Below are 25520 nucleotides of genomic sequence, written 5' to 3'. Positions count from 1 at the left end.
CCCCCGGATTCAGTCTTGATCCGGGTCGGGTGAATTACCAGACCGTGGCGGGGTGGCGAAGCTTGGCCGCCCTGAGCGCCTTCTTCGTGGCTGATTGACGGCGGAACAGGCGGCCGCCGTACCGCAGCCATTCGACCTGTCCGTCGGTGCCGCGGACGAAGTTGGCGCGGACGTGGGTGGGTGTGCCGTCCGGGTTCTGTGCGAGCACGTAATCCTTGCGGTAGAAGGCGAACCTGAACACAGCCTGTCCTCCCACGCCGGCGAGCAGTTCCCCGCTGTCGGCGGTGAGGTCCAGACCGAGCTCCTCCGGCTTACCGTCGAAACCGATCTGCTGAGACACGTACGTGCCTTCGTAAGCCGCCAGCTTTTGAGGCGGCAGCTCACGGGGTACGGCGCGCAGGTTGCTGACGCCGGCGAACTCCTGCAAAGCCCAGTCGTCCGCGAACAGCTCTGCCACCAGCGACGGCCCGCTCTCGGAGTTGGTGAGCAAGGTGATGGCGAAGTCCCGCTGCGGTACGAACAGGAAGCCGGAGTGCTGACCCGACCAGTCCCCGCCGTGCTGCACCACTGTCGGGCCCTGAGCAGTCGGGCGCAGCATCCAGCTCACACCCACCCCGTTCAGCTCGACGAACAGCGTGCCGCCCGGACCCGGGTGTGACTGCATAGCGAGCCTGCTGCGGTTGCTCAGCAGCTGGGGGAGTTCCCGGTGTCCCAGGTGGTACCGCGCGTACCGGAGCTGGTCCCGTGCGCTCGACATCAGGCCGCCGATCGAGTGCAGCGCCCGCGGCATCGCGTCGAACGACGGCTCGACGACCGGCTTGCCGTCGACGATGTTGTGCGACGCGGCGACGCTGAAGCCGTCGAGCTCACTGTGGAAGAACCGGCTGTGCGCGAGCCCGAGCGGATCGACGACCAGCTCGCGGGTGGCGGTCTCGTACGGCTTCCCGGTCACCACCTCGATGATCCGCCCGGCTACGCCGATGGCCGCGTTGTTGTACGAGAACACCTTCCCGAGCGGCGTGAGCTGCGGGACCTTCGTCATACCGGCGACGTACTGCGCGAGCGCTTCGTCACCCTGTCCCGTGTCCTCGAAGTAGTCGCCCTGCCAGCCGGGCGAGTGGTTCAGCAGTTGCCGGACGGTGACTCGTGCCGCGACCGACGGGTCCTGTGTCGCGAAGTCCGGCAGGTACGCGCGGACCGGCCGGTCGAGGCTGATCCGGCCGCGTTCGACGAGCCGCATGATCGCGGTCGCGGTGAACGTCTTGGAGGTCGAGCCGATCCGGAACACGGTGTCACCGGAGACCGGTTCGCCGGTGTCCACGCTGGTGACTCCGAAGCCGCGGACGTACTCCCGGCCGCGGTACCAGACGCCGAGACCGACTCCCGGGATCGCGTACTTCGCCATCCCGGCCTCGATCTTCTCGGCCAGCCGCCCGATCGAGGCCGGCTCTCGAAGGCCGGTCGCCGTGGCGGGCAGGGTGGACAATGCGGCGACCGGTACGGCAGCGGCCGCGGACTTGAGCACGGTACGACGGGTGAGCGACACGTCAACGTCTCCTCGGGCGAATGGGAATGCTTCCGATGCCGCTATTATTACCAACATTGGTATCAATGGATACCCTGAAAGAACCCTGATGGAGAGCCGATGGAGGAGTCGCCGACCCCGGTGCTGGACGTTCTGCTGCACCCGATCCGCTGGCGCATCGTGCAGCGGGTGCTGGGCCGCGAGGTGACCACCACGGACCTGAAACGCGACCTGCCCGACGTGCCCGCCACGACGCTCTACCGGCACGTCGCCGCGCTGATCGACGCCGGCTACCTGACCGTGGTCCGCGAGCGGAAGATCCGCGGTACGACGGAGCGCACGCTCAGCCTGGACCAGACCAAGGTCGGCCGGATCGACGAACGCGAGGCGCGGGCGATGACACCGGACCAGCACCGGCAGGCGTTCCTGATGATGCTGACCCGGCTGGCCGCCGACTTCGACCGCGTGGTCGAGAGCGGTGACCTGTACCCGCGGATCCACCAACTGGGCTACTCGCAGCTCGCCCTCTACCTGAGCTCGGAGGACATGGCTGCGTTCCGGTCACGCTTCGCGGAGCTGGTCGAGCCCTACTTGGCCGAGTCACCGGGCAAGGACCGCATCGTGCTGTCGATGTTCTCGTTGCCCGACAGCTGATCCAGTCCGTGCTCCCCGGGGGAGGGACGGCCCCCGGGAAGCACGAGTCAGTGGCGTCGGAGGCGGAGCTGAGCGACGTCGAGGTAGCCGGACGCGAAGCCGGCCTCGCTGTAGGCCAGGTAGTACTCCCACGCCCGCCGGAACGACTCGTCGAAACCCTCCGCCTGTACGACGTGCCAGTTGGCGACGAACCGCCGTCGCCACCGGCGGAGCGTCTCCGCGTAGTCCGCACCGAACCTGTGGTCGTCGTCGACGGTCAACGTGGTCTGCCGCGCCACGGTCTCGTCGATCGCGCCGCGGGACGGGATCAGGCCGCCGGGAAAGATGTACTTCTGGATCCAGCTGTACGAGTTCCGGGTGGCGAGCATCCGGTCGTGGTCCATCAGAATCGCCTGTAGCGCAACCCTTCCACCTGGTGCGAGCAGCTGGTCCAGAGTGCGGAAGTACTCCGGCCAGTACTCCTCACCGACCGCCTCGATCATCTCCACGCTCACAACGGCGTCGTACGAGCCGGTCACCATGCGGTAGTCCTGCAGCCGCAGGTCGATCCGGTCGACCAGACCGGCATCAGCAACGCGTTTCTGCGCCAGCAGCAGCTGCTCGGTCGACAACGTGATCCCAGTGACCTGGGCGCCACGACGAGCGGCAGCGATCGCCAGCGTTCCCCAGCCGATTCCGACCTCGAGTACTCGGCTGCCGGGACCCACGGCGGCCAGGTCCAGGATGCGTTCGACCTTTCGGGACTGGGCTTCCTCGAGGTCCTGGGCAGCCAGCGGTACGTCGTGGTCGAACAGTGCGGAGCTGTACGTCAGGCCAGGGTCCAGGAACGCCCCGAACAGCGCGTTGCTGAGGTCGTAGTGCGCACTGATGTTCTCCCGGGCGCCGGCCGGTGTGTTGCGCCGGAGACGAGGGATGCGCCGGTCGACGACTCGCCGGAAGCGCAGGAGGTACGGCGGCACGAGCTGCGCGACACGTGCCGCGAACGGCCTCAGCAGGTCGCCCAGGTCGGTGCCGTCGCCAGCAGTCCAGTCGCCGGCCATGTACGCCTCGCCGAGACCGATCTTCGGGTTGTGGGCGAGCCGTTCGAACAGCGAGCCCGGACGGACGATCCGCAGTACCGGTGCGTCCGGTCCGCCGTCACCGCGGACCGTCCCGTCCGGGTAGACCGCGCGTACGGGGACCTGGTCGAGAGTCCTGTCGACGATCAGCCGGGTAATCCGGGCCCTCAGACTGCTCATCGAAGTCCTTTCTGGAGCCGGTGCACCGGGCGTTGTGCGACAGGTAGGCGGCGCGCCCACAGCCACACCCCGTTCAGCCGGATCAGCAGGGACACTCGCTGCGGCATCAGCGGCATCCGTACGGCGGCAGCGAGGGTCGCCCGGCGCGTAGCAGGGCGCGGTACGCCGTCGAAGCTCGCTCCGAAGACCGTCTGGCCGTCGCGCGACAGGCTCACCTGGACCCGGATCCGGTCGTGGTCCAGCTCGAAGCTCAGGCGGTACTGGCCGGAGACGTCGTTGAACGGCGAGACATAGAGCTCCTTCGAGGTCTCGGTCGCGCCGCTCGCATCCGGGCGGAGCAGGTAGGCGTGGCGTTCGCCGTACGTGTTGTGCACCTCTGCGACGACGTACGGGCTGTCGATGCACCAGAAGACGGTCAGTGGGTCGAAGACGTGGCCGAAGGTACGGGCGTTGGCCAGCATGAGGACGCGGCCGTCGTACGTGATGCCTTCACTGGCGAGGTAGCGCCGCAGATCGGCCTTGATCGTCGGACCATGGCCGCCGAGATGGTCGCGGGCGTCGAAGCGCGCGAGCGGGCGCAGGTACCAGGGCTGGCGCGGTACGTCGTCGAGGTCGACCAGCCATTGGTGCACCCGGTACCGGAACGCGTGGCGGATCGGAATCCGCCGCCCGTGCCGGACGAAGCCGGTAACGATCGCCGGGAGTGTGGGGAGCACACCGGCGACCGTCACCAGCGGACCCCGAAGGACTCGGCCGCGGCGACGCCGGCGCGACAACCGTCCTCGTGGAATCCCCAGCCGTGATACGCCCCTGCAAACGCGATCCGGCCGGTATTGAGGGCTGCCAGCGCGCTCTGCGCGGCGACTGCCTTCGGGGTGTAGACGGGGTGCTGGTAGTCGATCCGCTCGATCACCTTCGCGGGATCGACCGTCGCGGCACCGTTCAGCGTGACCAGATAGGTCTCGTCGGTCTCCAGACCCTGCAACCTGTTCATCCAGTACGTCGTCAGCGGCGCACCGGAGCCAATGATGTAGTTCCAGGAGGCGCGGGCGTTCTTCGTTGCCGGAAGCAATGAGGTGTCGGTGTGCAGCACCGCCGTGTTGCGGCTGTACTCGAACGGTCCGAGCGCCGCCTTCTCCGCGGGCGATGCATCCGCGAGCAGGTCGAGCGCCTGGTCGGCATGGGTCGCCAGAACCACCCGGTCGAAGTCGGACACAGCGCCGTCGGGGCCGATCACCGTGACACCGTCCGGGTGCCGCTGGACTGCGCGGACGGGACGGTGCGTGCGTACCGCGCCGACCCGGTCGGCGAGCGCGTCGACGTACTGCCGGGAGCCGCCGGTGACGGTCAGCCACTGCGGCGAGCCGCTGACGGAGAGCATGCCGTGGTGGTCGAGGAACCGGAACAGGTAGCGCGCCGGATAGGCCAGCGCCGAGCTGCCGCCGCAGGACCAGACGCAGGACACCACGGGTACGGCGTACTGCCGGACGAAGGCCGGGCTGAAGCGCTCGGCCTCGAGGAACTCGTCGAGCGTCGTGAGGTCGTCGTCGCCGGTCCGGGCCAGGTAGCCGGCGGCCCGGCGGTGGAACCTGCGGACCTCGCCGAGCAACCGGAGAAAGCTCGGGTCCACAAGCCGGCGCCGCTGCGCGAAGATCCCGGCGACCCCGCGCCCGCCCGCGAACTCCAGGCCGCTCGCCGGGTCGCTGATGCTCATGCTCATCTCCGTCGGCTGGGTCCGGACATCGAGCTCGGCGAACAGTTTGCGGAGCAGGGGATAGGTACGGGCGTTGTGGACGATGAACCCGGTGTCGATCGCGAGCCGGCGTCCGGCCGGGTCGGTGACGTCATGGGTGTGGGCGTGTCCGCCGAGCCGCGGTTCGGCCTCGAACAGCGTGACGTCGAAGCGTCGGGCGAGCAGGTAGGCGGCGGTGAGACCGGACACGCCGGCGCCGATCACAGCGACGGACTCGGTCATGGCAGGGCCTCCAGGCTGTCTAAGGTCTGTCTAGAGATTAGACAGACGCCTAGCTCTTGTCAAAGGTCTGTCGAAGGTTTGTATACTGTGTGACCGTGGAGACTTCGGTGCCGGGCGGACTTCGGATCGGTGCGCTCAGCAAGCGCGCGGGGGTCAGCGAACACGTCCTGCGCGCGTGGGAGTCGCGCTACGGCCTGCTGTCGCCGAGGCGCTCGTCAGGTGGCTTCCGGCTGTACTCCGACACCGACGTACGCCGAGTCCAGCGAATGCGTGCGTACCTCGCTGAGGGCCTGTCCGCGGCCGAGGCTGCCCGCGCTGTGCTGGCTGAGCCGGCCGCTGCGGCGCCCCAGCCTCTGGACCCTGTCGTCGCACGGATGGCCGAGGCCAACGGTGCTGCGAGCCTGCGGGCCGCGCTTGACCTGCTCGACGAGCGGGCCGCGCACGTCGTACTGGACCAGCTGTTCGGTGCGCTGACCATCGAGGCGGTGATCCGCGACGTGCTGATGCCGTACCTGTACGAGCTGGGGGACCGGTGGAGCCGCGGCGAGGTGACCGTCGGCCAGGAGCACTTCGCGAGCAACGTGATCCGGAACCGCCTCGCTGCGCTGTCGCCGGGCTGGGGCGGCGGCCGCGGCCCGCAGGTCCTGCTGGCCTGTCCACCCGGTGAGCTGCACGACATCGCCCTGTTGTCGTTCGGCCTGGTACTGCGACGCTCGGGCTGGCGTGTGGTCTTCCTCGGCGCCGACTCGCCGACCGGTGATATCCAGCGCACGGCCGACGCGCTCGGCCCCGACCTGGTGATGCTGGCCGCCTCCGACGCGTCCCGCTTCGACGCCATCCGCCCGGAACTCGTCCAGCTCGCGCAGGGCCGACCGCTCGCGCTGGCCGGTCCCGGTGCCTCCGCCGAACTGGCAGCCGCCGTCGGGGCGCAGTACGTCGACGACGACCCGGTTACAGCCGCAGAGCGATTGGAGGACAGCCGATGATCGTCATCGAACGTGAAGTCGCCGTCGCCACCACACCGGAGCGGGCCTTCGACTACCTGGCCGACTTCCGCACCACCGAGGAGTGGGACCCCGGTACGGTCCGCACCGTTCTGGTGGCGGGTGACGGCGGCGAAGGTACGACGTACCTCAACACGTCTCGCTTCAACGGCCGCGAGACCGAGCTGACCTACGTGGTCGAGGAGTACGCCCGCCCGGCCCGGATCGTCCTGCGCGGTGAGAACCGCACGATCGTTGCCCGCGACACCATGACGTTCCGCAGCGAGGCCCACATCACCCGGGTCACCTACCACGCCGAGTTCCAGCTCAAGGGCCTCGCCCGGCTCGCCGAACCCTTCCTCCGCAGGTCCTTCGAGCGCCTCGGCGAAGAGGCCGAGGAAGCCCTCCGCAACGCCCTGGGCAAGCTGGCCGCATGAGCCGCGTCCTGGACACCCTGCTGGACCGCACGGTCGTCCCCGGCTACACACGTCTCGGCTACAGCCTCCGCAGCCGCAGCTGGCCGGCGGACGATCCAGCACCCAACTCTCTGACCGGCAAGACCACTGTCGTCACCGGAGCGCGCTCCGGCCTCGGAAAAGCAACCGCCGCGGGCCTCGCACGTCTGGGTGCGACGGTCAGACTCGTGGTCCGCGACGCGGACCGTACCGCCTCGACGCTCGCCGACCTGCGCCGCGAACACCCCACCGCCGAGTTCATCGTCGACGAGTGCGATGTCTCCGACCTGGACGCCGTACGCCGCTACGCCGCCGGACTGAGCGGCCCCATCCACGCCCTGATCCACAACGCCGGCGTCATGCCATCACGCCGTACGCAATCCCCTCAAGGCCACGAACTGACGCTGGCCACCCACGTACTCGGTCCACTCCTCCTGACCGACCTCCTGCGCGAGCACCTGAAGGATGGTCGGGTCGTCTTCGTGGCGTCCGGCGGCATGTACACGCAGCGGCTCCCTGTCGACGACCCGGAGTTCCGCAACGGCACCTACCGCGGCGCAACGGCGTACGCCCGCAGTAAACGCATCCAGGTCGCGCTGACCCCGGTCCTGGCCGCCGAACTGGCCCCCACCTTCATAGCCACCATGCACCCCGGCTGGTCCCAAACCCCTGGGCTGACCGACTCCCTCCCGCTCTTCACCAACCTCACCCGCCCGCTCCTCCGCACACCCGCCCAAGGCGCCGACACCACCGTCTGGCTGGCCGCGACCAACCGAACGCTGCCCACAGGCAACTTCTGGCACGACCGGCAGATCCGCCCCACCCATTACCTACCCAGAACCCAAGAATCAGAGGCCCAACGCCAACACCTATGGGCCTACTGCCAAGGAGCAGTAGGCCTGTAGCCACCCCGGAATGCACAACGGCCGACCCAGGGTGCGCGGTGTTCGCGCACTAGGATCGGCCAGATTGGTTGCGCCCCCGGCAGGATTCGAACCTGCGCACCCGCCTCCGGAGGGCGGTGCTCTATCCCCTGAGCTACGGGGGCTCAGGAACGTGCAGAACATTAGCAGCATGTTCCTGCCATCTCCGAATCGGGGGCTTCGGCGTGGGGTAGAAATCTGCGCATGCGCAAACTGGGGATTTCTCTTGTTCTCGTGCTAGCCGCCCTCCTCCTACCCACCTCGGCCCACGCCGTCACCGGATGGCATGTCGTAGGGTCCGACAACGCCCGTCCGCTCGACGAAAGTCAGGGCCTCGCCACGGTGACGCGTGGCAGCACGACGCAGTACCGCTACACCGGTCTCGGCACCATTCCGGCCGACCTGTTGATCAGAGGCTGGAACCACATCGGCGACCCGGGCGCCGCGCAGGGCTGGTACGTCGAGCCGTACCAGCGTGACGACCGCGGCGGGAAGCTGTACCGCGTGCAGTCGCCCTCTGGCACCTGGTCCAACTACGTGCACGCACTCGAGTCGTGGGAGGCGAGCAACAACAGCTTCGCCGCTGTGTCCCCGGACGCGCAGTGGATGGTGACGGGGGAGTGGGGAACCATGGACCGCCTCCTCGTCCTCCCGATGCCGGGCGTGGCCGCGACGGACCCGTCGAAGAACCTGCCGTACGCGTCAGCGATCCGCCTCGACCACCAGGTCCGCGACGTGCAGGGCTGTGACTTCGTGACAGCCACTCAGCTTCTGTGCTCGTCCGACGACCCGGACGGCAGCCTGTTCGGTACGACGAAGCCGTTGCTGCAGGTGGACCTGACCGGGCCGGTCGGCTCGGCCGATGTGACCGGCCACGTCACGTCCCTGGGCCAGCTGCCGCTGCAGAGCGGCTGTTCCGGCGACTTCGAGGTCGAAGGCATCGACTACTTCGAGGGCGACGGCACGCTGCGGGTGATCGTGATGTCACCGGGGATCTGCATCGGTCTCGACAGCAAGACGTACCGATTCCAGCGCTGACCCCTGTCGATCGTCGTACGGGGGACCCCTGAGCGGACCCTGGAACACCGCCCGAGTGGGATCAGATCCGCCGTCGGCACCGTCATAGTGGACGTAAGCCCAACGGTGGAAAGGAAAACGGTACTCATCATGGCTAGCTCTCTGGTTCGCCCGTCCGACGGTCGCTGGATCGGCGGTGTCTGCGCCGGACTGGCTCGCCGGTTCGGTATCTCTGCCAACACGATGCGCCTGATCTTCGTGATCAGCTGCCTCCTGCCCGGCCCGCAGTTCCTCATCTACATCGCGCTCTGGATCCTGGTCCCGGAAGAGCGCTGACCCCGCTCGCCGGCCGTCGCGGCGTACCTGGCAACCTGCTCTTCATGAGAGCAGGCAGGTGGCGCCGGACGGTCGGTACGGCGGCGGCGCTGCTCCTCGCGAGCAGCGTGGTGGGTGGTTGTCAGGTCGGCCCCGCGCCGCCGGCGGCCGCCGATCTCCGGACCGGCGCACCGCCCTGGGACGCTCCCCGGGACGCGGTCTCGTACATCGACAAGGCCGGGTTCGAACGGCTCCCGCTCGACTTCTCCGGTCCCTCGCCGTACACGCTGAACATCGCGGTCACGGTCGACGGCAAGCCGGTGCAGGTCCCGGCCGGGATCGGCGTCGACAAGCTCCGCGCCGAGCAGGCCGCCGTCCACACCCACACCACCGACGGCAAGGTCTGGGTCGAGGCCAAGACCGCCGCCGAGCGCCCCACCCTCGCCCAGTTCTTCACCCTCTGGGGCCTCCGGTACGACGCCACCTGCCTCGCCGACGCCTGCACCGCCCTGAAGGTCACCGTCGACGGCAACCCCGCCCCCTGGAACACCCCGCTCACCCGCAACAGTCACGTCACCGTCACCGTACGTCGCTGATCCGCGCGAGCACCGGCGTACCGGGCTGTGGATGGTGAGTCAAGGGTTTGGGGGGCGGGCCATTAGGCTGAGCCGGTGACCCCGGAACAGCTCGCTGAGAAGATCCTGCAGGCCCTGGCCGCGCTCGCCGCCGACGGCGCCATCACCGTCGAGGGCGGGCTGCCGCGCGAGCTGAAGGTCGAGCGACCCAAGAACCCCGAGCACGGGGACTACGCGACGAACGTCGCCATGCAGCTGGGCAAGCGGTCCGGGATGAATCCGCGCGTGTTCGCCGAGCTGCTCGCCGCCAAGCTGCAGGGCGACGAAGCCATCACCGCGGTGGAGATCGCCGGGCCCGGTTTCATCAACCTCCGGGTCGCGGCCGACGCCCAAGGCAAGGTCGCGCAGTCGATCCTCGACGCGGGCCCGAAGTACGGCACCAGCGACAGCCTCCAGGGGCGGGCGATCAACGTCGAGTTCATCTCGGCGAACCCGACCGGCCCGCTGCACCTCGGCCACACCCGCTGGGCTGCCGTCGGTGACGCGCTGGCCCGGGTGCTGGCCGCCGCGGGCGCGAGCGTCAGCCGCGAGTTCTACATCAACGACCGCGGCAACCAGATGGACAAGTTCGGCGCCAGCCTGCAGGCCGCCGCGCACGGGCACAAGATCCCGGAGGACGGGTACCACGGCGAGTACATCCTCGACCTGGCGAAGCAGATCGCCGAAGAGGTCCCGGACATCCTGACGCTGCCCGAGGACGAGCAGGTGATCGCGTTCCGCGAGGCGGGGTACGAGCGGCAGCTCAAGGAGCAGCAGGACCAGCTCGAGCATTTCCGGACCAAGTTCGACGTCTGGTTCTCGGAGCGCAGCCTGCACGAGCAGGACGGCGTACCGCACGCGATCCAGAAGCTCCGCGACCAGGGGCATCTGTACGAGGCGGACGACGCGCTCTGGATGCGGACCACGGACTTCACCGACGACAAGGACCGCGTCCTGATCCGCTCGAACGGCGAGCCGACGTACTTCGCCTCCGACGCGGCGTACTACGTGAACAAGCGTGAGCGTGGTTTCGAGACGTGTGTCTACATGCTCGGCGCCGACCACCACGGGTACGTGAACCGGCTGAAGGCGATCGCGGCCTGCGCCGGCGACGACCCCGAGCACAACATCGAGGTCCTGATCGGCCAGCTGGTGAAGATCCTCAAGGGCGGCGAGGAGATGAAGCTGTCCAAGCGGGCCGGTACCATCGTCACGCTCGCCGAGCTGGTCGAGGAGGGCGGCGTCGACGCACTGCGCTACACGCTCTGCCGCTACCCGACCGACTCCCCGCTGACCCTGGACATCGAGGAGATGACCCGGCAGGCCAGCGAGAACCCGGTGTACTACGTGCAGTACGCGCACGCCCGGCTCGCGTCGATCCTGCGGAACGCCGACGAGCTCGGCATCAAGCTCGACGAGTTCGACCCGGGCCTGCTCAGCCACGAGCGCGAGGGCGACCTGCTCCGCGCGCTGGCCGAGTTCCCACGGGTCGTCGCCACCGCCGCGGAGCTGCGCGAGCCGCACCGCATCGCGCGATACCTCGAGGACACCGCGTCCGCTTTCCACAAGTTCTACGACAGCTGCCGCGTGCTGCCGCGCGGTGACGAGGAGGTGGAGCCGGTGCACAAGGCTCGCCTGACCCTGGTCTCCGCGACCCGGACCGTGCTCGCCAACGGGCTCGACCTGCTCGGCGTCTCCGCACCGGAGCGGATGTGAGGGCGCACGAGGCGGGCGCGCTGCACGCCGACATCGGCCACAAGGCTCCGCAGTGGCTGCGCGCCCCGCGTGACCCCAACGACCTGGTCACCGCGCTCTGGTCGCACACGGCCAAGAAGAACGGTGAAGGCGCCCTCGAGGTCGGCGGCGTCGACGTCCGGGACCTGGTCGCCGAGCAGGGCAGTCCGGCGTACGTGCTGGACGAGGACGACTTCCGCGCCCGGGCGCGCGCGTTCAAGCATGCCTTCAAGGACTTCGACGTCTACTACGCCGGCAAGGCGTTCCTGTGTACGACGGTCGTCCGCTGGGTGATGGAAGAGGGCCTGAACCTCGATATCTGCAGCGGGGGTGAGCTGGCCGTCGCGCTCCGGGCCGGCGCCGACCCCAAGCGGTTGGGGTTCCACGGCAACAACAAGTCCGAGTCCGAGCTGGCCCGGGCGCTGGACGCGGGCGTCGGCCGGATCATCGTCGACTCGCAGTACGAGATCTCCCGCCTGATCCAGCTTGCCGGCGAGCGCGGCGTCGTGGCTCCGGTGATGATCCGGGTCACCGCGGGCGTCGAGGCGCACACCCACGAGTACATCGCGACCGCACACGAGGACCAGAAGTTCGGGTTCTCGATCACGTCGGGCGCCGCCTTCGAAGCCGTTGCCCGGGTCAACGAAGCGCCGGAGCTTGAGCTGCTCGGCCTGCACTCGCACATCGGCTCCCAGATCTTCGACTCGTCCGGCTTCGAGGTCGCCGCGAAGCGCGTGATCGCCCTGCACGCAAGGGTTTCCGAGGAGCTCGGCGTCGACATGCCCGACCTCGACCTGGGCGGCGGCTTCGGCATCGCGTACACCACGCAGGACGACCCGTCCGACCCGGCGCAGCTGGCCACCGAGATGGGCAAGATCGTCGAGCACGAGTGCCGCGCCTTCGGGGTCGAGGTGCCGAAGGTGTCGATCGAGCCCGGCCGCGCGATCGTCGGCCCGGCGATGTGCACGGTCTACTCGGTCGGCACGGTCAAGGAGGTCGAACTGGACGCCGGCGCCGCCCGGACGTACGTGTCCGTGGACGGCGGGATGAGCGACAACATCCGCACCGCGCTGTACGACGCCGACTACTCCTGCACGCTCGCCAACCGGTACTCCGACACCCCGCCGACGCTGGCTCGGGTGGTCGGCAAGCACTGCGAATCCGGCGACATCGTCGTGAAGGACGAGTTCCTGCCCTCCGACGTCCAGCCGGGCGACCTGGTCGCCGTCCCCGGCACCGGCGCGTACTGCCGATCGATGGCGAGCAACTACAACCACGTACCGCGGCCACCGGTGATCGCGGTCAAGGACGGCCACATGCGCGTCGTCGTACGCCGTGAGACCGAAGACGACCTGCTTCTCCTCGACATGGGGGCCGCCGAATGAACGACACCGTGAACGACGACAAACCTCTCAAGGTAGGCCTGCTCGGTTGCGGAGTGGTCGGCACCGAAGTGGTGCGGATCCTGACCGAGCAGGCGGACCATCTCGCGGCCCGCGTCGGCGCCCCGCTGGAGATCGCGGGCATCGCCGTACGACGTCCTGGCCGCGCCCGCGACATCGCCGTCGACCCGGGTCTGATCACCACCGACGCCCAGGCGCTGGTGTCCCGCGGCGACCTCGACCTGGTGATCGAGGTGATCGGCGGTCTCGAACCCGCCCGCAGCCTGATCCTGACCGCGCTCGAGCACGGCGCCTCGGTCGTCACGGCGAACAAGGCGCTGCTCGCCGAGGACGGCCCGACGCTGTTCGCGGCCGCGGAGAAGTACCAGCGCGACCTGTACTTCGAGGCCGCCGTCGCCGGCGCGATCCCGATCCTGCGGCCGCTGCGCGAGTCGCTCGCCGGTGACGACGTGACCCGGGTGATGGGCATCGTCAACGGCACCACGAACTTCATCCTCGACAAGATGGACAGCACCGGCGCCGGCTTCGACGAGGCGCTCGAGGAGGCCAAGGCCCTCGGGTACGCCGAGGCCGACCCGACCGCCGACATCGAGGGCTTCGACGCGGCCGCGAAGGCCGCGCTGCTGGCCAGCCTGGCGTTCCACACCAGGGTCTCGATCGCCGATGTACACCGCGAGGGCATCACGGAGGTGACCGCGACCGACATCGCCTCGGCCCGCGAGATGGGCTGCGTGGTGAAGTCGCTGGCGATCTGCGAGCTGGACGAGGCGACCGATTCGGTGAGCGCCCGGGTGTACCCGGCGATGATCCCGCTCACCCACCCGTTGGCCAGTGTTCGGGACGCGTACAACGCCGTTTTCGTGGAGAGCAAGGCAGCTGGACGGCTGATGTTCTATGGTCGTGGTGCCGGCGGCGCCCCGACGGCCAGTGCAGTCCTCGGGGATCTGGTGTCCGCCGCGCGCAACCGGCTCAAGGGTGTGCCGGGGGTCGGCGAGTCGTCGTACACCCAGCGAGCCGTGCGGCCGATGGGTGACGCGATGACCCGCTACCACGTGTCGTTGGACGTGGCCGACAAGGCCGGTGTGCTGGCGGCGGTGGCCCATGCCTTCTCGGAGCACGACGTGTCGATCCAGACCGTCCGCCAGGAGGGCCGGGGCAGTGACGCGCAACTGGTGGTGGTCACCCACACCGCGACCGACGCCGCATTGTCCGCAACCGTGGAGTCCTTGCGGGACATGGACATCGTCCGTGAAGTCAGCAGTGTGATGCGGGTAGAAGGCGAGTAACGAACATGGTGCACCAGTGGCGTGGCGTGATCGAGGAATACCGTGACCGGCTGCCGGTCTCGACCGATACCCCGGTCGTCACGCTCGGCGAGGGCGGGACGCCGCTGGTGGCCGCGCAGTGGCTGAGCGAGCAGACCGGCTGCGAGGTCTGGCTCAAGGTCGAGGGCAACAACCCGACCGGCTCGTTCAAGGACCGCGGGATGACGGTAGCGATCTCGCTGGCCGCGCAGGCCGGTGACAAGGCGGTCGTCTGCGCCTCCACCGGCAACACCTCGGCGTCGGCCGCGGCGTACGCCGTCCGCGCCGGGATGCTGCCGCTGGTGGTGATCCCGGCCGGCCGGATCGCCAAGGGCAAGCTGGCCCAGGCGGTCGTGCACGGCGCGAAGCTGGTGCAGATCGACGGCGGGTTCGACGACTGCCTGCGGATCGTCCGCGAACTGGGCAAGAACTACCCGGTCGCCCTGGTGAACTCGGTCAACCCGGTCCGCCTGGAAGGGCAGAAGACCGCGTCCTTCGAGGTCTGCGACGCGCTCGGTGACGCGCCGGACCTGCACCTGCTGCCGGTCGGCAACGCGGGCAACATCGCGGCCTACTGGAAGGGCTACCAGGAGTACGCCAAGGACAAGCTCGCGACCCGGACCCCGAAGATGTGGGGTTTCCAGGCCGAGGGGGCGGCGCCGATCGTGCGCGGCTCGATCGTGGAGAAGCCGGAGACCGCCGCGACCGCGATCCGGGTCGGGAACCCGGCCTCCTGGACGCTGGCCGAGGCCGCGCGGGACGAGTCCGGCGGCCGGATCGAACTGGTCACCGACGAGCAGATCCTGACCGCGCAGCGTGAACTTGCCGCCCGCGAAGGTGTCTTCGTCGAGCCGGCCTCGGCGGCCGGGGTCGCCGGGCTGCTGCACGCCAAGGCGCAGGGCTGGTTGCCGGGCGGTTCGACGGTAGTGATCACCGTCACGGGCCACGGCCTGAAGGACATCGACACCGCGCTCGGCCACGTGGCCTTCGAAGAACCCCCCGTCACACCGGCGGACACCGACGCCGTTGCCCGCATCGCCGGCCTCGCCTGATCGCCATGGGTGACCACAAGCCCTGTGATCAGGTCCGCGTACGGGTGCCGGCAACGAGCGCCAACCTCGGCCCTGGCTTCGACGCCTTCGGTCTCGCTCTCACGTTGTACGACGACCTTGTCGTCACCCCGTGCGGCTCCGGAGTGACCGTGGAGGTGACGGGGTGCGGCGAGGGCGAAGTACCGCTGGACGAGTCGCATCTCGTGGTGCGGTCGATCCGGGCCGGACTCGAGGCACTGGGTGCTCCGGTGCCCGGATTCACCTTGCGGTGCGAGAACCGGATCCCGCACGGTCGCGGTCTCGGGTCGTCGTCGGCCGCGATCGTCGGCGGGCTCGCGGCGGCGTACGCGCTGGCCGGCGAACCGGTCGATCGCGAACGTCTCGTCGTACTGGCGAACGAGCTCGAAGGACACCCCGACAACGTCGCCGCGGCTGCCCTCGGCGGGCTCACAATCGCTTGGACGGAAGGCGAAACCGGCCGCGCGGTTCGATTGGAACCGGCGGCTGGAACGGCTGTCGTTGCTTACGTACCGGACAATCGCGTGCTGACCAAGGAGGCGCGCGGACTGCTGCCGAGCGTTGTTCCCCACACTGATGCGGCGGCCAATGCGGGGAAGGCTGCTCTTCTTGTCGCCGCGTTGACCGGGCGGCCGGAGTTGCTGCTGACCGCGACCGAGGATCGGCTGCATCAGGAGTACCGCGAGCCGGCCATGCCGGAGAGCCTCGCGCTGGTGCACAAACTGCGGGGCAGTGGGCACGCGGCGATCGTCAGCGGCGCCGGTCCGACGGTCGCCGTACTCGGGGGTCACGACGGGAAGAGCGCAGGTCAGGACCTGTTCTTCCGCGGTACGCCGGATCCGCCGGACGGCTGGACGAAGTACGAGTTGGGGATCGATCCAGTCGGAGTACAGGTCTGGTCGATGGAAGCCGGCTGATTTCGGGAATGTCAGGTCGCTGACACGCGTTGACCGGTGCAGTCGGCAGAAGGACCCGTTGAGGTGCTAGTCTCGACTCACCCGATCCCCTCCAGGTGATCGGTGTGCTCTCGTCACGATCCGGGCTGTGCTCCCGGCACCCTGTGTTGTGTGGCGACCCTCCTGTGGATGTGACCTTGCGCCGCCTGCGTCGGAGATGTCCGGGGGGACTCAGATCGAGCGAGAGACTCTTGTACACCACGTGCCCGTTGTGCGGCCGTGGGTGGAATGAAATTGGTCGATGAGCCGTGTCGGACATCGACGATCCGTGTGGGAAGGACCTCACGTGACAGAAACTGTTGAAGCCTCTAGCGGAGCTGACGCCGCGGCGACCACCGCGACGCGTCGCCGGAAAGCCGGAGGCGGCCTCGAGGGCATGCTGCTCCCCGAGCTCAAGCAGCTCGCAGGGACGCTCGGCATCAAGGGCACCGGCGCACTGCGCAAGGGCCAGCTGATCGAGGCGATCAAGGCCGCCCAGACCGGCGGGTCCGCCGGTTCTTCCGCGGGCGGCTCTACCAGCGGCTCCAAGGCGAAGGCAACGCGGTCGACGCAGCCGACGCTGGACGAGGCCGCAGAGGTGCCGGCGGCCAAGACCGCGGCGCCCGCGAAGCGCGAGGGCGGCAGCCGCCGGACCCGCGCCGCCGCCCAGAAAGACCCACAGAAGGACGCGACCACCGACGCCGCGCCGAACGGCGCTGCCCCCGAGGCCGCGGTCGAAGCGCCGGCCGCGAAGGTCGCGCAGCCGGAGACGGCTGCCCCGAACGGTGCCCAGAGCGGTGCCGTCGAGCGGGTGGAGACCCGCACCGAGACACGCACCGAGGAGCGCGCCGAGGACCGCGAGGGCCAGGGCCGCACCCGCGAGCGGAGCCGCGACAACGCCCGCGAGCAGAGCCGGGACAACACCCGGGACGGCCGCGACGGCAACCAGAGCCGCGACCGCAACCGCGACGGCAGCCAGAACCGCGAGTCGAGCCGTGAGCAGAGCCGGGACACCAACCGGGACAGCCAGCGCGACGGCAACCGTGACAGCAGTCGTGAGAGCAGCCGTGACGGCAACCGGGACAACCGCGGTGACAACCCGCGGAACCGGCAGGATCGCCAGGACAGGCAGGACCGTCAGGACCAGAGCGACCGGGGCGAGGAAGGTGAGGGCCGTCGCCGGCGCCGCCGGGGCCGCGACCGTGAGCGCACCCGCGACGGCCAGCCCACCAGCAGCCGTGACAGCGGCCGGGACAGCGGTCGCGACACCAGCCGCACCCGCGGTCGCGGCGAGCGGTACGACACCGAGCCGACGATCAGCGAGGACGACGTACTCGTCCCGGCCGCCGGCATCCTCGACGTACTCGACAACTACGCGTTCGTCCGGACCAGCGGCTACCTGCCCGGCCCGAACGACGTGTACGTCGCACTCTCGATGGTGAAGCGCTACGGACTGCGCAAGGGCGACGCGATCACCGGTGCGGTGAAGCAGCCGCAGGAGGGCGAGCGCAAGGAGAAGTTCAACCCGCTGGTCCGGATCGACACCGTGAACGGCGCCGACCCGGAGATCGCCAAGCAGCGGCAGGACTTCAACAAGCTCACTCCGCTGTACGCGACCGAGCGGCTCCGCCTGGAGACCGAGCCCGGCGTGCTCACCACCCGGATCGTCGACATCGTCAGCCCGATCGGCAAGGGCCAGCGCGGTCTGATCGTCTCGCCGCCGAAGGCCGGTAAGACGATGGTGCTGCAGGCGCTCGCGAACGCGATCACCACGAACAACCCCGAAGTACACCTGATGGTCGTGCTGGTGGACGAGCGGCCCGAAGAGGTCACCGACATGCAGCGCACGGTCAAGGGTGAGGTCATCGCCTCGACCTTCGACCGCCCGGCCGACGACCACACCACGGTCGCGGAGCTGGCGATCGAGCGTGCGAAGCGGTTGGTGGAGCTCGGCCACGACGTCGTCGTACTGCTGGACTCGATCACCCGGCTCGGTCGCGCGTACAACATCGCGGCGCCGGCCAGCGGCCGGATCCTGTCCGGTGGCGTCGACTCGTCCGCGCTGTACCCGCCGAAGCGGTTCTTCGGCGCGGCCCGCAACATCGAGGACGGCGGCTCGCTGACCATCCTCGCGACCGCGCTGATCGAGACCGGCTCGAAGATGGACGAGGTGATCTTCGAGGAGTTCAAGGGCACCGGCAACATGGAGCTCCGGCTGCGCCGCGAGTTCGCCGACCGGCGGATCTTCCCGGCCATCGACGTGGTCGCCTCCGGCACCCGCCGCGAGGAGCTGCTGATGTCCAAGGATGAGACCCAGGTGGTCTGGAAGCTGCGCCGGGTGCTGTCCGCACTCGACGGGCAGGCCGCGCTGGAGCTCCTGATCGGCAAGCTCAAGGAGAGCAAGTCGAACATCGAGTTCCTGCTCCAGGTCAACAAGACCACCCCGTCGACCGGCAGCAGCCACAGCACCACCAACGGCGACTGAACAACCCTCGATTACCGGTTTGCCGCCTCCGGGTGGCAAACTGGTACGTCGGTTCCGGTTCACGTTCGCACCGTGCGAGCGACCCGGGGCACCTGAAACCTAGGAGACTGTCTTGAAGAGCGACATCCACCCGACGTACGTCGACACCACGGTGACCTGTACCTGTGGCGCCACGTTCACGACGCGCTCGACCGCGGAGAACGGCGTGATCCACGCCGACGTGTGCTCGCAGTGCCACCCCTTCTACACCGGCAAGCAGAAGATTCTCGACACCGGTGGCCGGGTGGCCCGCTTCGAGAAGCGGTACGCCAAGAAGTAGCTTTCCAGCCGCGCGCCGGTTCCGCCCTGTTACGGGCGGGACCGGCGCGCGGTTTGTGTTGTGAGCAGGTTTTCCGAGAGGAGGAGTGCGGCATGTTCGAGGCAGTCGAGACGCTGAAGGCGGAGTACGCCGAGCTGGAGCGGCAGATGTCGGAGCCGGAGCTGCACTCCGACCAGGCCAACGCCCGCCGGGTCGGCAAGCGGTACGCCGCGCTGGCGCCGGTCGTGCGTACGTACGACGAGTGGCTGCAGACCGGGGACGACATCGAGGCCGCGCGCGAGCTGGCCCACGAGGACTCGACGTTCGCCGAGGAGGCGGTCCGGCTGACCGCGCGGCGTGAGGAGCTGGCCGAGCGCCTGCAGACGCTGCTGGTTCCCCGGGACCCCAACGACGACAAGGACGCGATCCTCGAGATCAAGGCGGGGGAGGGCGGCGACGAGTCTGCGCTGTTCGCCGGCGACCTGTTGAAGATGTACCTGAAGTACGCCGAGTCGCAGAACTGGAAGACCGAGGTGCTGGACTCGGCCGAGTCCGACCTCGGCGGGTACAAGTCGATCACGGTCGCGGTGAAGGCGAAAGGTACGCTGGAGCCGGGTGAGACGCCGTACGCGAAGTTGAAGTTCGAGGGCGGCGTGCACCGGGTCCAGCGGGTGCCGGTGACCGAGTCGCAGGGGCGGATCCACACCTCCGCGGCCGGCGTACTGGTGCTGCCGGAGGCCGAGGACGTCGACGTCGAGATCGACCAGAACGATCTGCGGATCGACGTGTTCCGGTCGTCCGGTCCGGGCGGGCAGAGCGTGAACACGACCGACTCCGCGGTCCGGATCACCCACCTGCCGACCGGCATTGTGGTCTCGATGCAGAACGAGAAGTCGCAGCTGCAGAACCGTGAGCAGGCGATGCGGGTCCTGCGTTCCCGCTTGCTGGCCGCGGCCCAGGAGGCGGCCGACCAGGAGGCGTCGGACGCCCGGCGGTCGCAGATCCGGACCGTCGACCGGTCGGAGCGGGTCCGCACCTACAACTTCCCGGAGAACCGCTTCTCCGACCACCGCGTCGGTTACAAGGCGCACAACCTCGACCAGGTCCTCGGCGGCGAACTGGCGCCGGTGATCCAGGCCCTGACCGAGGCCGACCTGGCCGCCCGGCTCGAGGCCGTCGATTCGCAGTGAAGGTTCTACTCGCCGAGGCAGCCGAACGGTTGCGCGAGGCAGGGGTTGCTTCACCGGAGTTCGATGCTGCCGAGTTGCTTGCGTTCGTGACCGGGTCCAGCCGGTTGCACCTCAGCGAGCCGACAGCAGAACAAGTTGCTGTTTACGACGCCTTGATCGCGCGACGGGCTGCGCGGGAGCCGTTGCAGCACCTGACGGGTACGGCGGCCTTCCGGTACCGGGAGTTGGCGATCGGGCCCGGGGCGTTCGTGCCGCGCCCGGAGACCGAGGTGATGGTCGGCTGGATCCTGGAGCGGATCGCCGGCGTTAGCGATCCGTTGGTCGTCGATCTGTGTAGCGGGTCGGGGGCGATCGCCGGCGCGGTCGCGACCGAGCGTCCGGACAGCACGGTGCATGCGGTCGAGCTGTCGTCGGACGCGGTCGTCTGGGCACGCCGCAACCTGGAAGGCACGGGCGCGATCCTGCACGAGGGCGACATCGACGGGTGCCTGCCGGAGCTCGACGGTCAGGTGGACGCGGTGATCTCCAACCCGCCGTACATCCCGTTGACCGCGTGGGAATCCGTGACGGCCGAGGTACGCGACCACGACCCGGCCCTGGCGCTCTGGTCCGGTGACGACGGCCTTGACGAGATCAAGGTGGTCGCCGCGACCGCGGGCCGGCTGCTCAAGCCGGGCGGTTGGTTCGCCTGCGAACACGCCGACGTACAGGGCGAGTCAGCCCCCGCGGTCTTCGCCGCCACCGGTCTCTTCACCGAGGTCCGCGACCAATTGGACCTCGCCGCCCGTCCCCGGTTCGCAACTGGCCGCCGGATCTAGGCCTGGCCAGGTCCTGTTCGCGGATCCGGCCGATCGCCGGTGCGTCGGGCTGCCGGCGCGTGAGCCGGCAGACGACCGAGAAGTGATCCGCGCCAGGGACCTGCACGACCTCGACGTCGCGCGTGACCAGATCCGGTGTCGAGAACAGCCGGTCGATCGAACGGCCGTCCGGGGTGGTGGCGGGCGGCGGGTCGCCGAACGCGTCGACCAGACCGAGCGTCTCGCCGAAGAACTCCCGCGGGTTCGGCATGTTCAGATCACCCGCCACAACCGCCCGACGGACACCGCGCGCCGCCAGCTCGTCCCGCAGGTACGCCGTCATCTGCGCACCGAACTCCCGCCCGGGCCCCTCGCGATACGTGTACTCGACCGCTGAGGCGCTCCGGAACATGTGGATCGGGCACACCTGCCCGCCCACGATGTCGACCTCACCGAGCGCCCCGAAGTCACCCCTCGCGACCAGGAAACCCTTCGGATGCGGGTCCATCGGCTCACCGGTCCGCCAGTGCAGGAAGTCGATCGACGGGTCCGGCAGGTCGATCCGCTCCAGCTCGGTCAGCGGGTACGTCGACGCGATCCCCACCCCCAGCCGCTCCACGCCGGGGATGTGCGAGTCCGAGAACCCGTGCCGCAGGTTGTACGTCTTCCGCCCCGGCATGGCCGCCGCGGCCAGCCGTTCGAGCTGATCGCCGTCCGGGTCCAGCTCGGTCACGATCAGCACGTCCGGCTGCAGCCCCGCGAGAGCCTGCCCGAAGTCCGCCGTACGGTCGGCATCGTCGTATCCGTCGGGGCGGACCAGCCGGCCGCCGGCGACGTTGGCGAAGGCGATCGAGATCATTCGTAGATCACCAGTTCCGGACGAGGCTTCAGGGCCAGGACTTGGGCGGGCGTCATCAGGGGACCGTGGCGGGTGTCCTCGGTGTAGAAGAGCTTGAAGCCGGCGTGGACCGACGGCGGGAGGGCCGTGGTGAGTTTGGTCCACGTCTTGAGCTTGTCCGTGCGTGCTCCGATCCCGTCGACGGACTTGATCGTCACGACGCCAGGATGCGGCTTCAGTGCCTTCTCGTCGGTGACGATCCGCGGCGACAGTTGATGGAACACGAACACCTTCTCCGGCAGGCCGTTCGCCTGCACCAGCCCCGAGAGGTACGCCGCGATGCTGTCGAGCTCCGCGCCCGTCGTGTGCCCGAACACCTTGCCCGGTACCTGAGTCGGGCCGACCGCCCACTCGGGGTCGAACGCCAGCCCGACGTCCGGTTCCTTCAGCCACCGCTCCAGCCGCTGCACCTCGGGCAGGACCTTCGCCCGCCCGGGCTGGATGTCGAGCAGCAACAGCATCTTGTGCTTCCGCGCGACCGTCAGGTACTGCTCGATCTTCGCGTCGTCCAGCCGCCCGCGGTACATCCCGTCCTTGCCGCGCGATCCTCGCGCGACAACCGTGATCAGCTCCATCACCGGCAGCGGCGTCCGCCCTGCCGCGTAGGCGCGTGACAGCTTGTCCAGCTTGGCCGCTTTCGCGTCCAGGTCCTTGTCCAGCGGCCCCAGCGCGGGCGAGCCCGGCAGTCCGACGTAGGCGACCAGTTGGTACTTCGGGAAGATCACTCGCCCACCACGTGGCAGTCCGTCCGGTGCTGGGGGAGTGGGGGTGGGAGGCGCAGTCGTCGTCGGAGGTGGTGCGGCTGGTGCGGGCTTGTCGTCGCTGCAGGCCACAAGACCTAGCAGTACGACGGCCAGCACCCCACAGACTCTCCGCACTGCACCAGCCAATCACACCTCAAGCGGCGGCGGCGGTCCGCTCGAGTCCACTGGCTGCCCGCAGCACAATCGACTCCGGTCCCTCGTCGAGCGCTAGCTCCAACGCGCGCGCAAAGTGCGGTCGTGCTTGCGTCGGATCGCCCTTCGCCAGCAGCGTCTCAGCCAGCCGCAGGTACGCGTTCTGCTGCGATTGCTTCGAGTCGCTCTCCAACGCCAGCTCCAGCGACCTGCGTCCGACGTCGATCGCCTCGGCCCACTGGCGCTTCCGCGCGTACGCCGTACCCAGGAACGCGTACGTGTAGATGAGGCTGTAGTCGGCTCCACGCTCCAGGCCCAGGTCCCTGGCTGTCGTCAGAGCCTGCACTGCGTCGTCCACCCGGTCCAGCTCGAGCAGACACTCACCGATCCCGTTCAGCACCTCTCCCCGTACAGCGGGATCCCCCAGCTCCAGCGACTCCTGGTACGCCGACAGCGCCCGAGTGAACTCTCCGCGGTCGCCGTACGTCACCCCCAGGTACGCCAGTACCCGCGACGCGATACCGACCTCACCAGCTTGCCGAGCGACCTTCAAGGCGTCATCGAGTACGCCGAGCGCCTCGTCGTCGGGATCCAGTTTCGCCAGGCTGTAGCCGATCGACGCGAGCAGCCGTGCCCGCAACGCCAGGTCCGCGTCCTGCGGCAGCCTGTCGCGTGCGTCCTGCAGTGTCCGCAGACTCGCCTCAGCGCCACGGCGGTACCGGCCGAGGCTGCCGATCGACAACAGCACCCGTACCTCCACCGAGGCGTCCGGAGCGGCCCGTAGCGCGAGCTCCAGCGCCTCGTCCATCTCGTAGACCCGGCCGCGCTGGAAGAAGCAGGACGCCACCGCCAGACCGAGCCGCCATGCATGGTCCGACGCCCCACTCGCCTCGGCGAACCGGATCGTCGCCAGCACGTTCGCACCCTCTGTATCGATCCACTCCAGCCCGTCGGACGCCGACGTGAACTCAGGCAACCGCACCGGCACCGGCTCCGGCAGCGGTTGCAGCTGGCTGCTGAAGATCGCCGTACTCGCGGCAGATGTCGCGTAGAGGTAGTAGTCGAGCAAACGCCGTACTGCGTCCGGCTCCGGGCCCAGCGTGCGTGCGTACTGCCGCAGCAGGTCGTGGAACTGGAAACGGCCAGGATGCAGCTGCAACAGCAGGTTGGCGTCGACGAGCTGCTCCAGCAGGTCCTCGGCGTCGACCGCGTCCACATCGGCCAGCGCTGCAGCGGCGTACATGTCGACGTCCTGGCCGGTCATGGCGCCCAGCAAACGGAACAGGCGCTGCTGGTCCGACGGCAGATGCTCGTAGGACAAGGCGAACGCGGGGGAGACCCCACCGCTGTCCGTGCTGAGCTCGGCCAGCCGCCTGTCCTCGGCGTCGAGTCGTTTGCTGAGGTGCTCGATCGTCCAGCTCGGCCGATGCCGCAGCCGCGAACCAGCCACCCGGATCGCTAGCGGCAGGTGCCCGCACTGGCTGACTACCCGTGCCGCGGCGGCTGTGTCGCCGGCACGGTCCGGTCCGACGATCTCCGCCAGTAGCTCCCGTGCGTCCTCTGGCCGCAGTACGTCGAGCGCTAGCCGAGCAGTAGCGTCCAGACCGGTCAGCTGCCGTCGACTGGTCACCAGCACGCCACACTGCGGGCTCCCGGCCAGCAACGGCCGTACTGCGGCACTGTCGGGTGCATTGTCGAGCACTACGAGGATGCGGCGGCCTGCCAGCTCAGAACGCCACAGTGCGGCGCGCTCCTCGAGCTCAGCCGGGATGCGGTCCGCCGGCACGGACAGCGTGCGCAGCAGGCGATCCAAGGCCTGCAACGCGGACACCGGCTCGTTGCCGGGAGTGTAACCGTGCAGATCGATGAAGAGCCGCCCGTCCGGGTAGACGTCCGCCAGCTGACGTGCAGCGCGTACAGCGAGCGCAGTCTTGCCAACACCGGCCATGCCGTCGATCGCAACGACCGCAGGTCCTGGCGTGCGCAGTGCGTCGACCACCTGGGTCAGTACGTCGTCACGGCCGACGAACGCCGCACCGTCGTACGGCAGCTCGTCGCGGAGCACCGGACGGGCAACCGGCTCGTCGTTGCGCAGAATGCGTTCGTGGATCGCCCGGAGCGCCGGACCGGGCTCCACACCGAGCTGTTCGACCAGCTCCTCCCGTGTCCGGGTGTAGGTGTCAAGCGCTTCGGAACTCCGGCCGCTGCGCCAGTAGGCCAGCATCAGCTGTCCGGCGAACTGTTCACGCAGGCGATCAGCCTCGACCAGCGCAACCAGCTCCGGCACCAGGTCGCCGTACCGGCCGCGCTCCAGGTCGAGGTCGATCCGCTCCGCCAGCACCTTCAGCCGGCGCTCCGTCAGCCGGTGCCGCTCGACAGCGACGTAGTGCCCGGGCAGGCCGCCCAACGGCTCACCCTTGAACAACGCAAGGGCATCCGACAGGTTCGCCGCCGCCGTGTCGAGGTCGTCGGTTGCATGTGCGGCACTGACGAACCGCTCGAACCTGGTCAGGTCGAGCGCGTCCGGAGCGATCCGCAGGGTGTACCCGTCGCGCGAGCTGACCAGCACGTCCTTCGGCAGCAACTGCCGCAACCGGTAGGCGTACGTCGGAACGATCCGGGTCCCGCTGCTCGGCGGCGCGTCGTTCCACACCAGCTCGACCAACTCGTCGGCCGGAACCACCTGGTTCGGACGGAGCGCCAGCACCGCCAGAAAGGCCTGCTGGCGCAGCGGCCCGAGCTCCAGCCTCCGATCGCCCGACCAGCCGCGCAGAGGACCAAGCAGGTCGAGCCGCAGGTCCTCTGTCACGG

The 25520-nt window shown here is 69.0% G+C and carries 23 protein-coding genes and 1 tRNA gene; 16 read left to right on the top strand and 8 right to left on the bottom strand.

Features of this window, described 5'->3' with window-relative positions; genetic code table 11:
- Window positions 1–34: 34 nt before the first annotated feature.
- Window positions 35–1546: a serine hydrolase domain-containing protein gene (locus OHB24_RS42710; protein ID WP_327636697.1), complete on the bottom strand. Its 1512-nt coding sequence runs from the start codon at window positions 1544–1546 to the stop codon at window positions 35–37.
- A gap of 99 nt (window positions 1547–1645) precedes the next feature.
- Here OHB24_RS42710 and OHB24_RS42705 point away from each other — a divergent pair, with 99 nt between their 5' ends.
- Complete coding sequence (locus OHB24_RS42705; RefSeq protein ID WP_327636696.1) at window positions 1646–2179, top strand: helix-turn-helix domain-containing protein; 534 nt, start codon at window positions 1646–1648, stop codon at window positions 2177–2179.
- Between the two features lie 47 nt (window positions 2180–2226).
- On the opposite strand, the gene OHB24_RS42700 is transcribed toward OHB24_RS42705, so the two are convergent.
- Genes OHB24_RS42700 through OHB24_RS42690 form a run of 3 tightly spaced genes read right to left on the bottom strand, consistent with a single transcriptional unit; the run spans window position 2227 to window position 5392 of the window.
- Window positions 2227–3417, bottom strand: a complete 1191-nt coding sequence (locus OHB24_RS42700) for a cyclopropane-fatty-acyl-phospholipid synthase family protein (RefSeq protein ID WP_327636695.1) — start codon at window positions 3415–3417, stop codon at window positions 2227–2229.
- A complete protein-coding gene (locus tag OHB24_RS42695) occupies window positions 3414–4148 on the bottom strand; it encodes a DUF1365 domain-containing protein (RefSeq protein ID WP_327636694.1) in 735 nt (244 codons plus the stop codon). The genes OHB24_RS42700 and OHB24_RS42695 overlap by 4 nt, the downstream gene beginning before the upstream one ends.
- Window positions 4145–5392, bottom strand: a complete 1248-nt coding sequence (locus tag OHB24_RS42690) for an NAD(P)/FAD-dependent oxidoreductase (protein ID WP_327636693.1) — start codon at window positions 5390–5392, stop codon at window positions 4145–4147. The genes OHB24_RS42695 and OHB24_RS42690 overlap by 4 nt, the downstream gene beginning before the upstream one ends.
- Before the next feature lie 95 nt (window positions 5393–5487).
- Here OHB24_RS42690 and OHB24_RS42685 point away from each other — a divergent pair, with 95 nt between their 5' ends.
- Genes OHB24_RS42685 through OHB24_RS42675 form a run of 3 tightly spaced genes read left to right on the top strand, consistent with a single transcriptional unit; the run spans window position 5488 to window position 7735 of the window.
- On the top strand, window positions 5488–6378 hold the full coding sequence (locus tag OHB24_RS42685; protein WP_327636692.1) for a MerR family transcriptional regulator: 891 nt from the start codon (window positions 5488–5490) through the stop codon (window positions 6376–6378).
- Window positions 6375–6812 carry an SRPBCC family protein gene (locus tag OHB24_RS42680; protein WP_327636691.1) on the top strand — a complete coding sequence of 146 codons (438 nt, stop codon included), beginning with the start codon at window positions 6375–6377 and terminating at the stop codon, window positions 6810–6812. The genes OHB24_RS42685 and OHB24_RS42680 overlap by 4 nt, the downstream gene beginning before the upstream one ends.
- A complete protein-coding gene (locus tag OHB24_RS42675) occupies window positions 6809–7735 on the top strand; it encodes an SDR family NAD(P)-dependent oxidoreductase (protein WP_327636690.1) in 927 nt (308 codons plus the stop codon). Before OHB24_RS42680 ends, OHB24_RS42675 begins: the two co-directional genes overlap by 4 nt.
- A gap of 71 nt (window positions 7736–7806) precedes the next feature.
- On the opposite strand, the gene OHB24_RS42670 is transcribed toward OHB24_RS42675, so the two are convergent.
- Window positions 7807–7878, bottom strand: a tRNA-Arg gene (locus OHB24_RS42670).
- Between the two features lie 79 nt (window positions 7879–7957).
- Between OHB24_RS42670 and OHB24_RS42665 the strand changes: the two genes are divergently transcribed.
- The 12 genes from OHB24_RS42665 (at window position 7958) to prmC (ending at window position 20936) form a co-directional block, all read left to right on the top strand.
- Entirely contained in the window at window positions 7958–8791 is an 834-nt protein-coding gene (locus OHB24_RS42665; RefSeq protein WP_327636689.1) for a hypothetical protein, read from the top strand.
- Between the two features lie 129 nt (window positions 8792–8920).
- Window positions 8921–9106 (top strand): PspC domain-containing protein, encoded by a 186-nt coding sequence (locus OHB24_RS42660; RefSeq protein WP_327636688.1) that lies wholly within the window; start codon window positions 8921–8923, stop codon window positions 9104–9106.
- A gap of 44 nt (window positions 9107–9150) precedes the next feature.
- A complete protein-coding gene (locus OHB24_RS42655) occupies window positions 9151–9681 on the top strand; it encodes a hypothetical protein (protein ID WP_327636687.1) in 531 nt (176 codons plus the stop codon).
- Between the two features lie 75 nt (window positions 9682–9756).
- Entirely contained in the window at window positions 9757–11415 is a 1659-nt protein-coding gene (gene argS / locus OHB24_RS42650) for an arginine--tRNA ligase (protein ID WP_327636686.1), read from the top strand.
- A complete protein-coding gene (lysA, locus tag OHB24_RS42645) occupies window positions 11412–12818 on the top strand; it encodes a diaminopimelate decarboxylase (protein WP_327636685.1) in 1407 nt (468 codons plus the stop codon). The genes argS and lysA overlap by 4 nt, the downstream gene beginning before the upstream one ends.
- Window positions 12815–14122 (top strand): homoserine dehydrogenase, encoded by a 1308-nt coding sequence (locus OHB24_RS42640; protein ID WP_327636684.1) that lies wholly within the window; start codon window positions 12815–12817, stop codon window positions 14120–14122. The genes lysA and OHB24_RS42640 overlap by 4 nt, the downstream gene beginning before the upstream one ends.
- A 5-nt stretch (window positions 14123–14127) precedes the next feature.
- Entirely contained in the window at window positions 14128–15192 is a 1065-nt protein-coding gene (gene thrC, locus OHB24_RS42635) for a threonine synthase (protein WP_327636683.1), read from the top strand.
- Window positions 15193–15197: 5 nt separating this feature from the next.
- Window positions 15198–16127: a homoserine kinase gene (gene thrB / locus OHB24_RS42630; protein WP_327636682.1), complete on the top strand. Its 930-nt coding sequence runs from the start codon at window positions 15198–15200 to the stop codon at window positions 16125–16127.
- Between the two features lie 325 nt (window positions 16128–16452).
- Window positions 16453–18630 (top strand): transcription termination factor Rho, encoded by a 2178-nt coding sequence (gene rho / locus OHB24_RS42625; protein ID WP_327636681.1) that lies wholly within the window; start codon window positions 16453–16455, stop codon window positions 18628–18630.
- Between the two features lie 112 nt (window positions 18631–18742).
- On the top strand, window positions 18743–18949 hold the full coding sequence (gene rpmE, locus OHB24_RS42620; RefSeq protein ID WP_130387310.1) for a 50S ribosomal protein L31: 207 nt from the start codon (window positions 18743–18745) through the stop codon (window positions 18947–18949).
- 92 nt (window positions 18950–19041) lie between these two features.
- Window positions 19042–20118, top strand: a complete 1077-nt coding sequence (prfA, locus tag OHB24_RS42615) for a peptide chain release factor 1 (protein ID WP_327636680.1) — start codon at window positions 19042–19044, stop codon at window positions 20116–20118.
- Window positions 20115–20936: a peptide chain release factor N(5)-glutamine methyltransferase gene (gene prmC, locus OHB24_RS42610; RefSeq protein WP_327636679.1), complete on the top strand. Its 822-nt coding sequence runs from the start codon at window positions 20115–20117 to the stop codon at window positions 20934–20936. Before prfA ends, prmC begins: the two co-directional genes overlap by 4 nt.
- Here the strand turns inward: prmC and OHB24_RS42605 are convergent.
- The 3 genes from OHB24_RS42605 to OHB24_RS42595 all read right to left on the bottom strand — a co-directional run bounded on the left by OHB24_RS42605 (window position 20869) and on the right by OHB24_RS42595 (window position 25518).
- Window positions 20869–21774 (bottom strand): endonuclease/exonuclease/phosphatase family protein, encoded by a 906-nt coding sequence (locus tag OHB24_RS42605; protein WP_327636678.1) that lies wholly within the window; start codon window positions 21772–21774, stop codon window positions 20869–20871. The two genes, prmC and OHB24_RS42605, sit on opposite strands and share 68 nt — an antisense overlap.
- Window positions 21771–22538 (bottom strand): hypothetical protein, encoded by a 768-nt coding sequence (locus OHB24_RS42600; protein WP_327636677.1) that lies wholly within the window; start codon window positions 22536–22538, stop codon window positions 21771–21773. Before OHB24_RS42600 ends, OHB24_RS42605 begins: the two co-directional genes overlap by 4 nt.
- Before the next feature lie 172 nt (window positions 22539–22710).
- Window positions 22711–25518 (bottom strand): AfsR/SARP family transcriptional regulator, encoded by a 2808-nt coding sequence (locus OHB24_RS42595; protein WP_327636676.1) that lies wholly within the window; start codon window positions 25516–25518, stop codon window positions 22711–22713.
- Between the last annotated feature and the right edge of the window lie 2 nt (window positions 25519–25520).

Origin of the sequence: Kribbella sp. NBC_00482, assembly GCF_036013725.1 — a bacterium.
Classification (GTDB): Bacteria; Actinomycetota; Actinomycetes; order Propionibacteriales; family Kribbellaceae; genus Kribbella.
The sequence above is the reverse complement of the archived record's forward strand: the minus strand, read 5'-3'. Positions and strand labels throughout refer to the sequence as shown.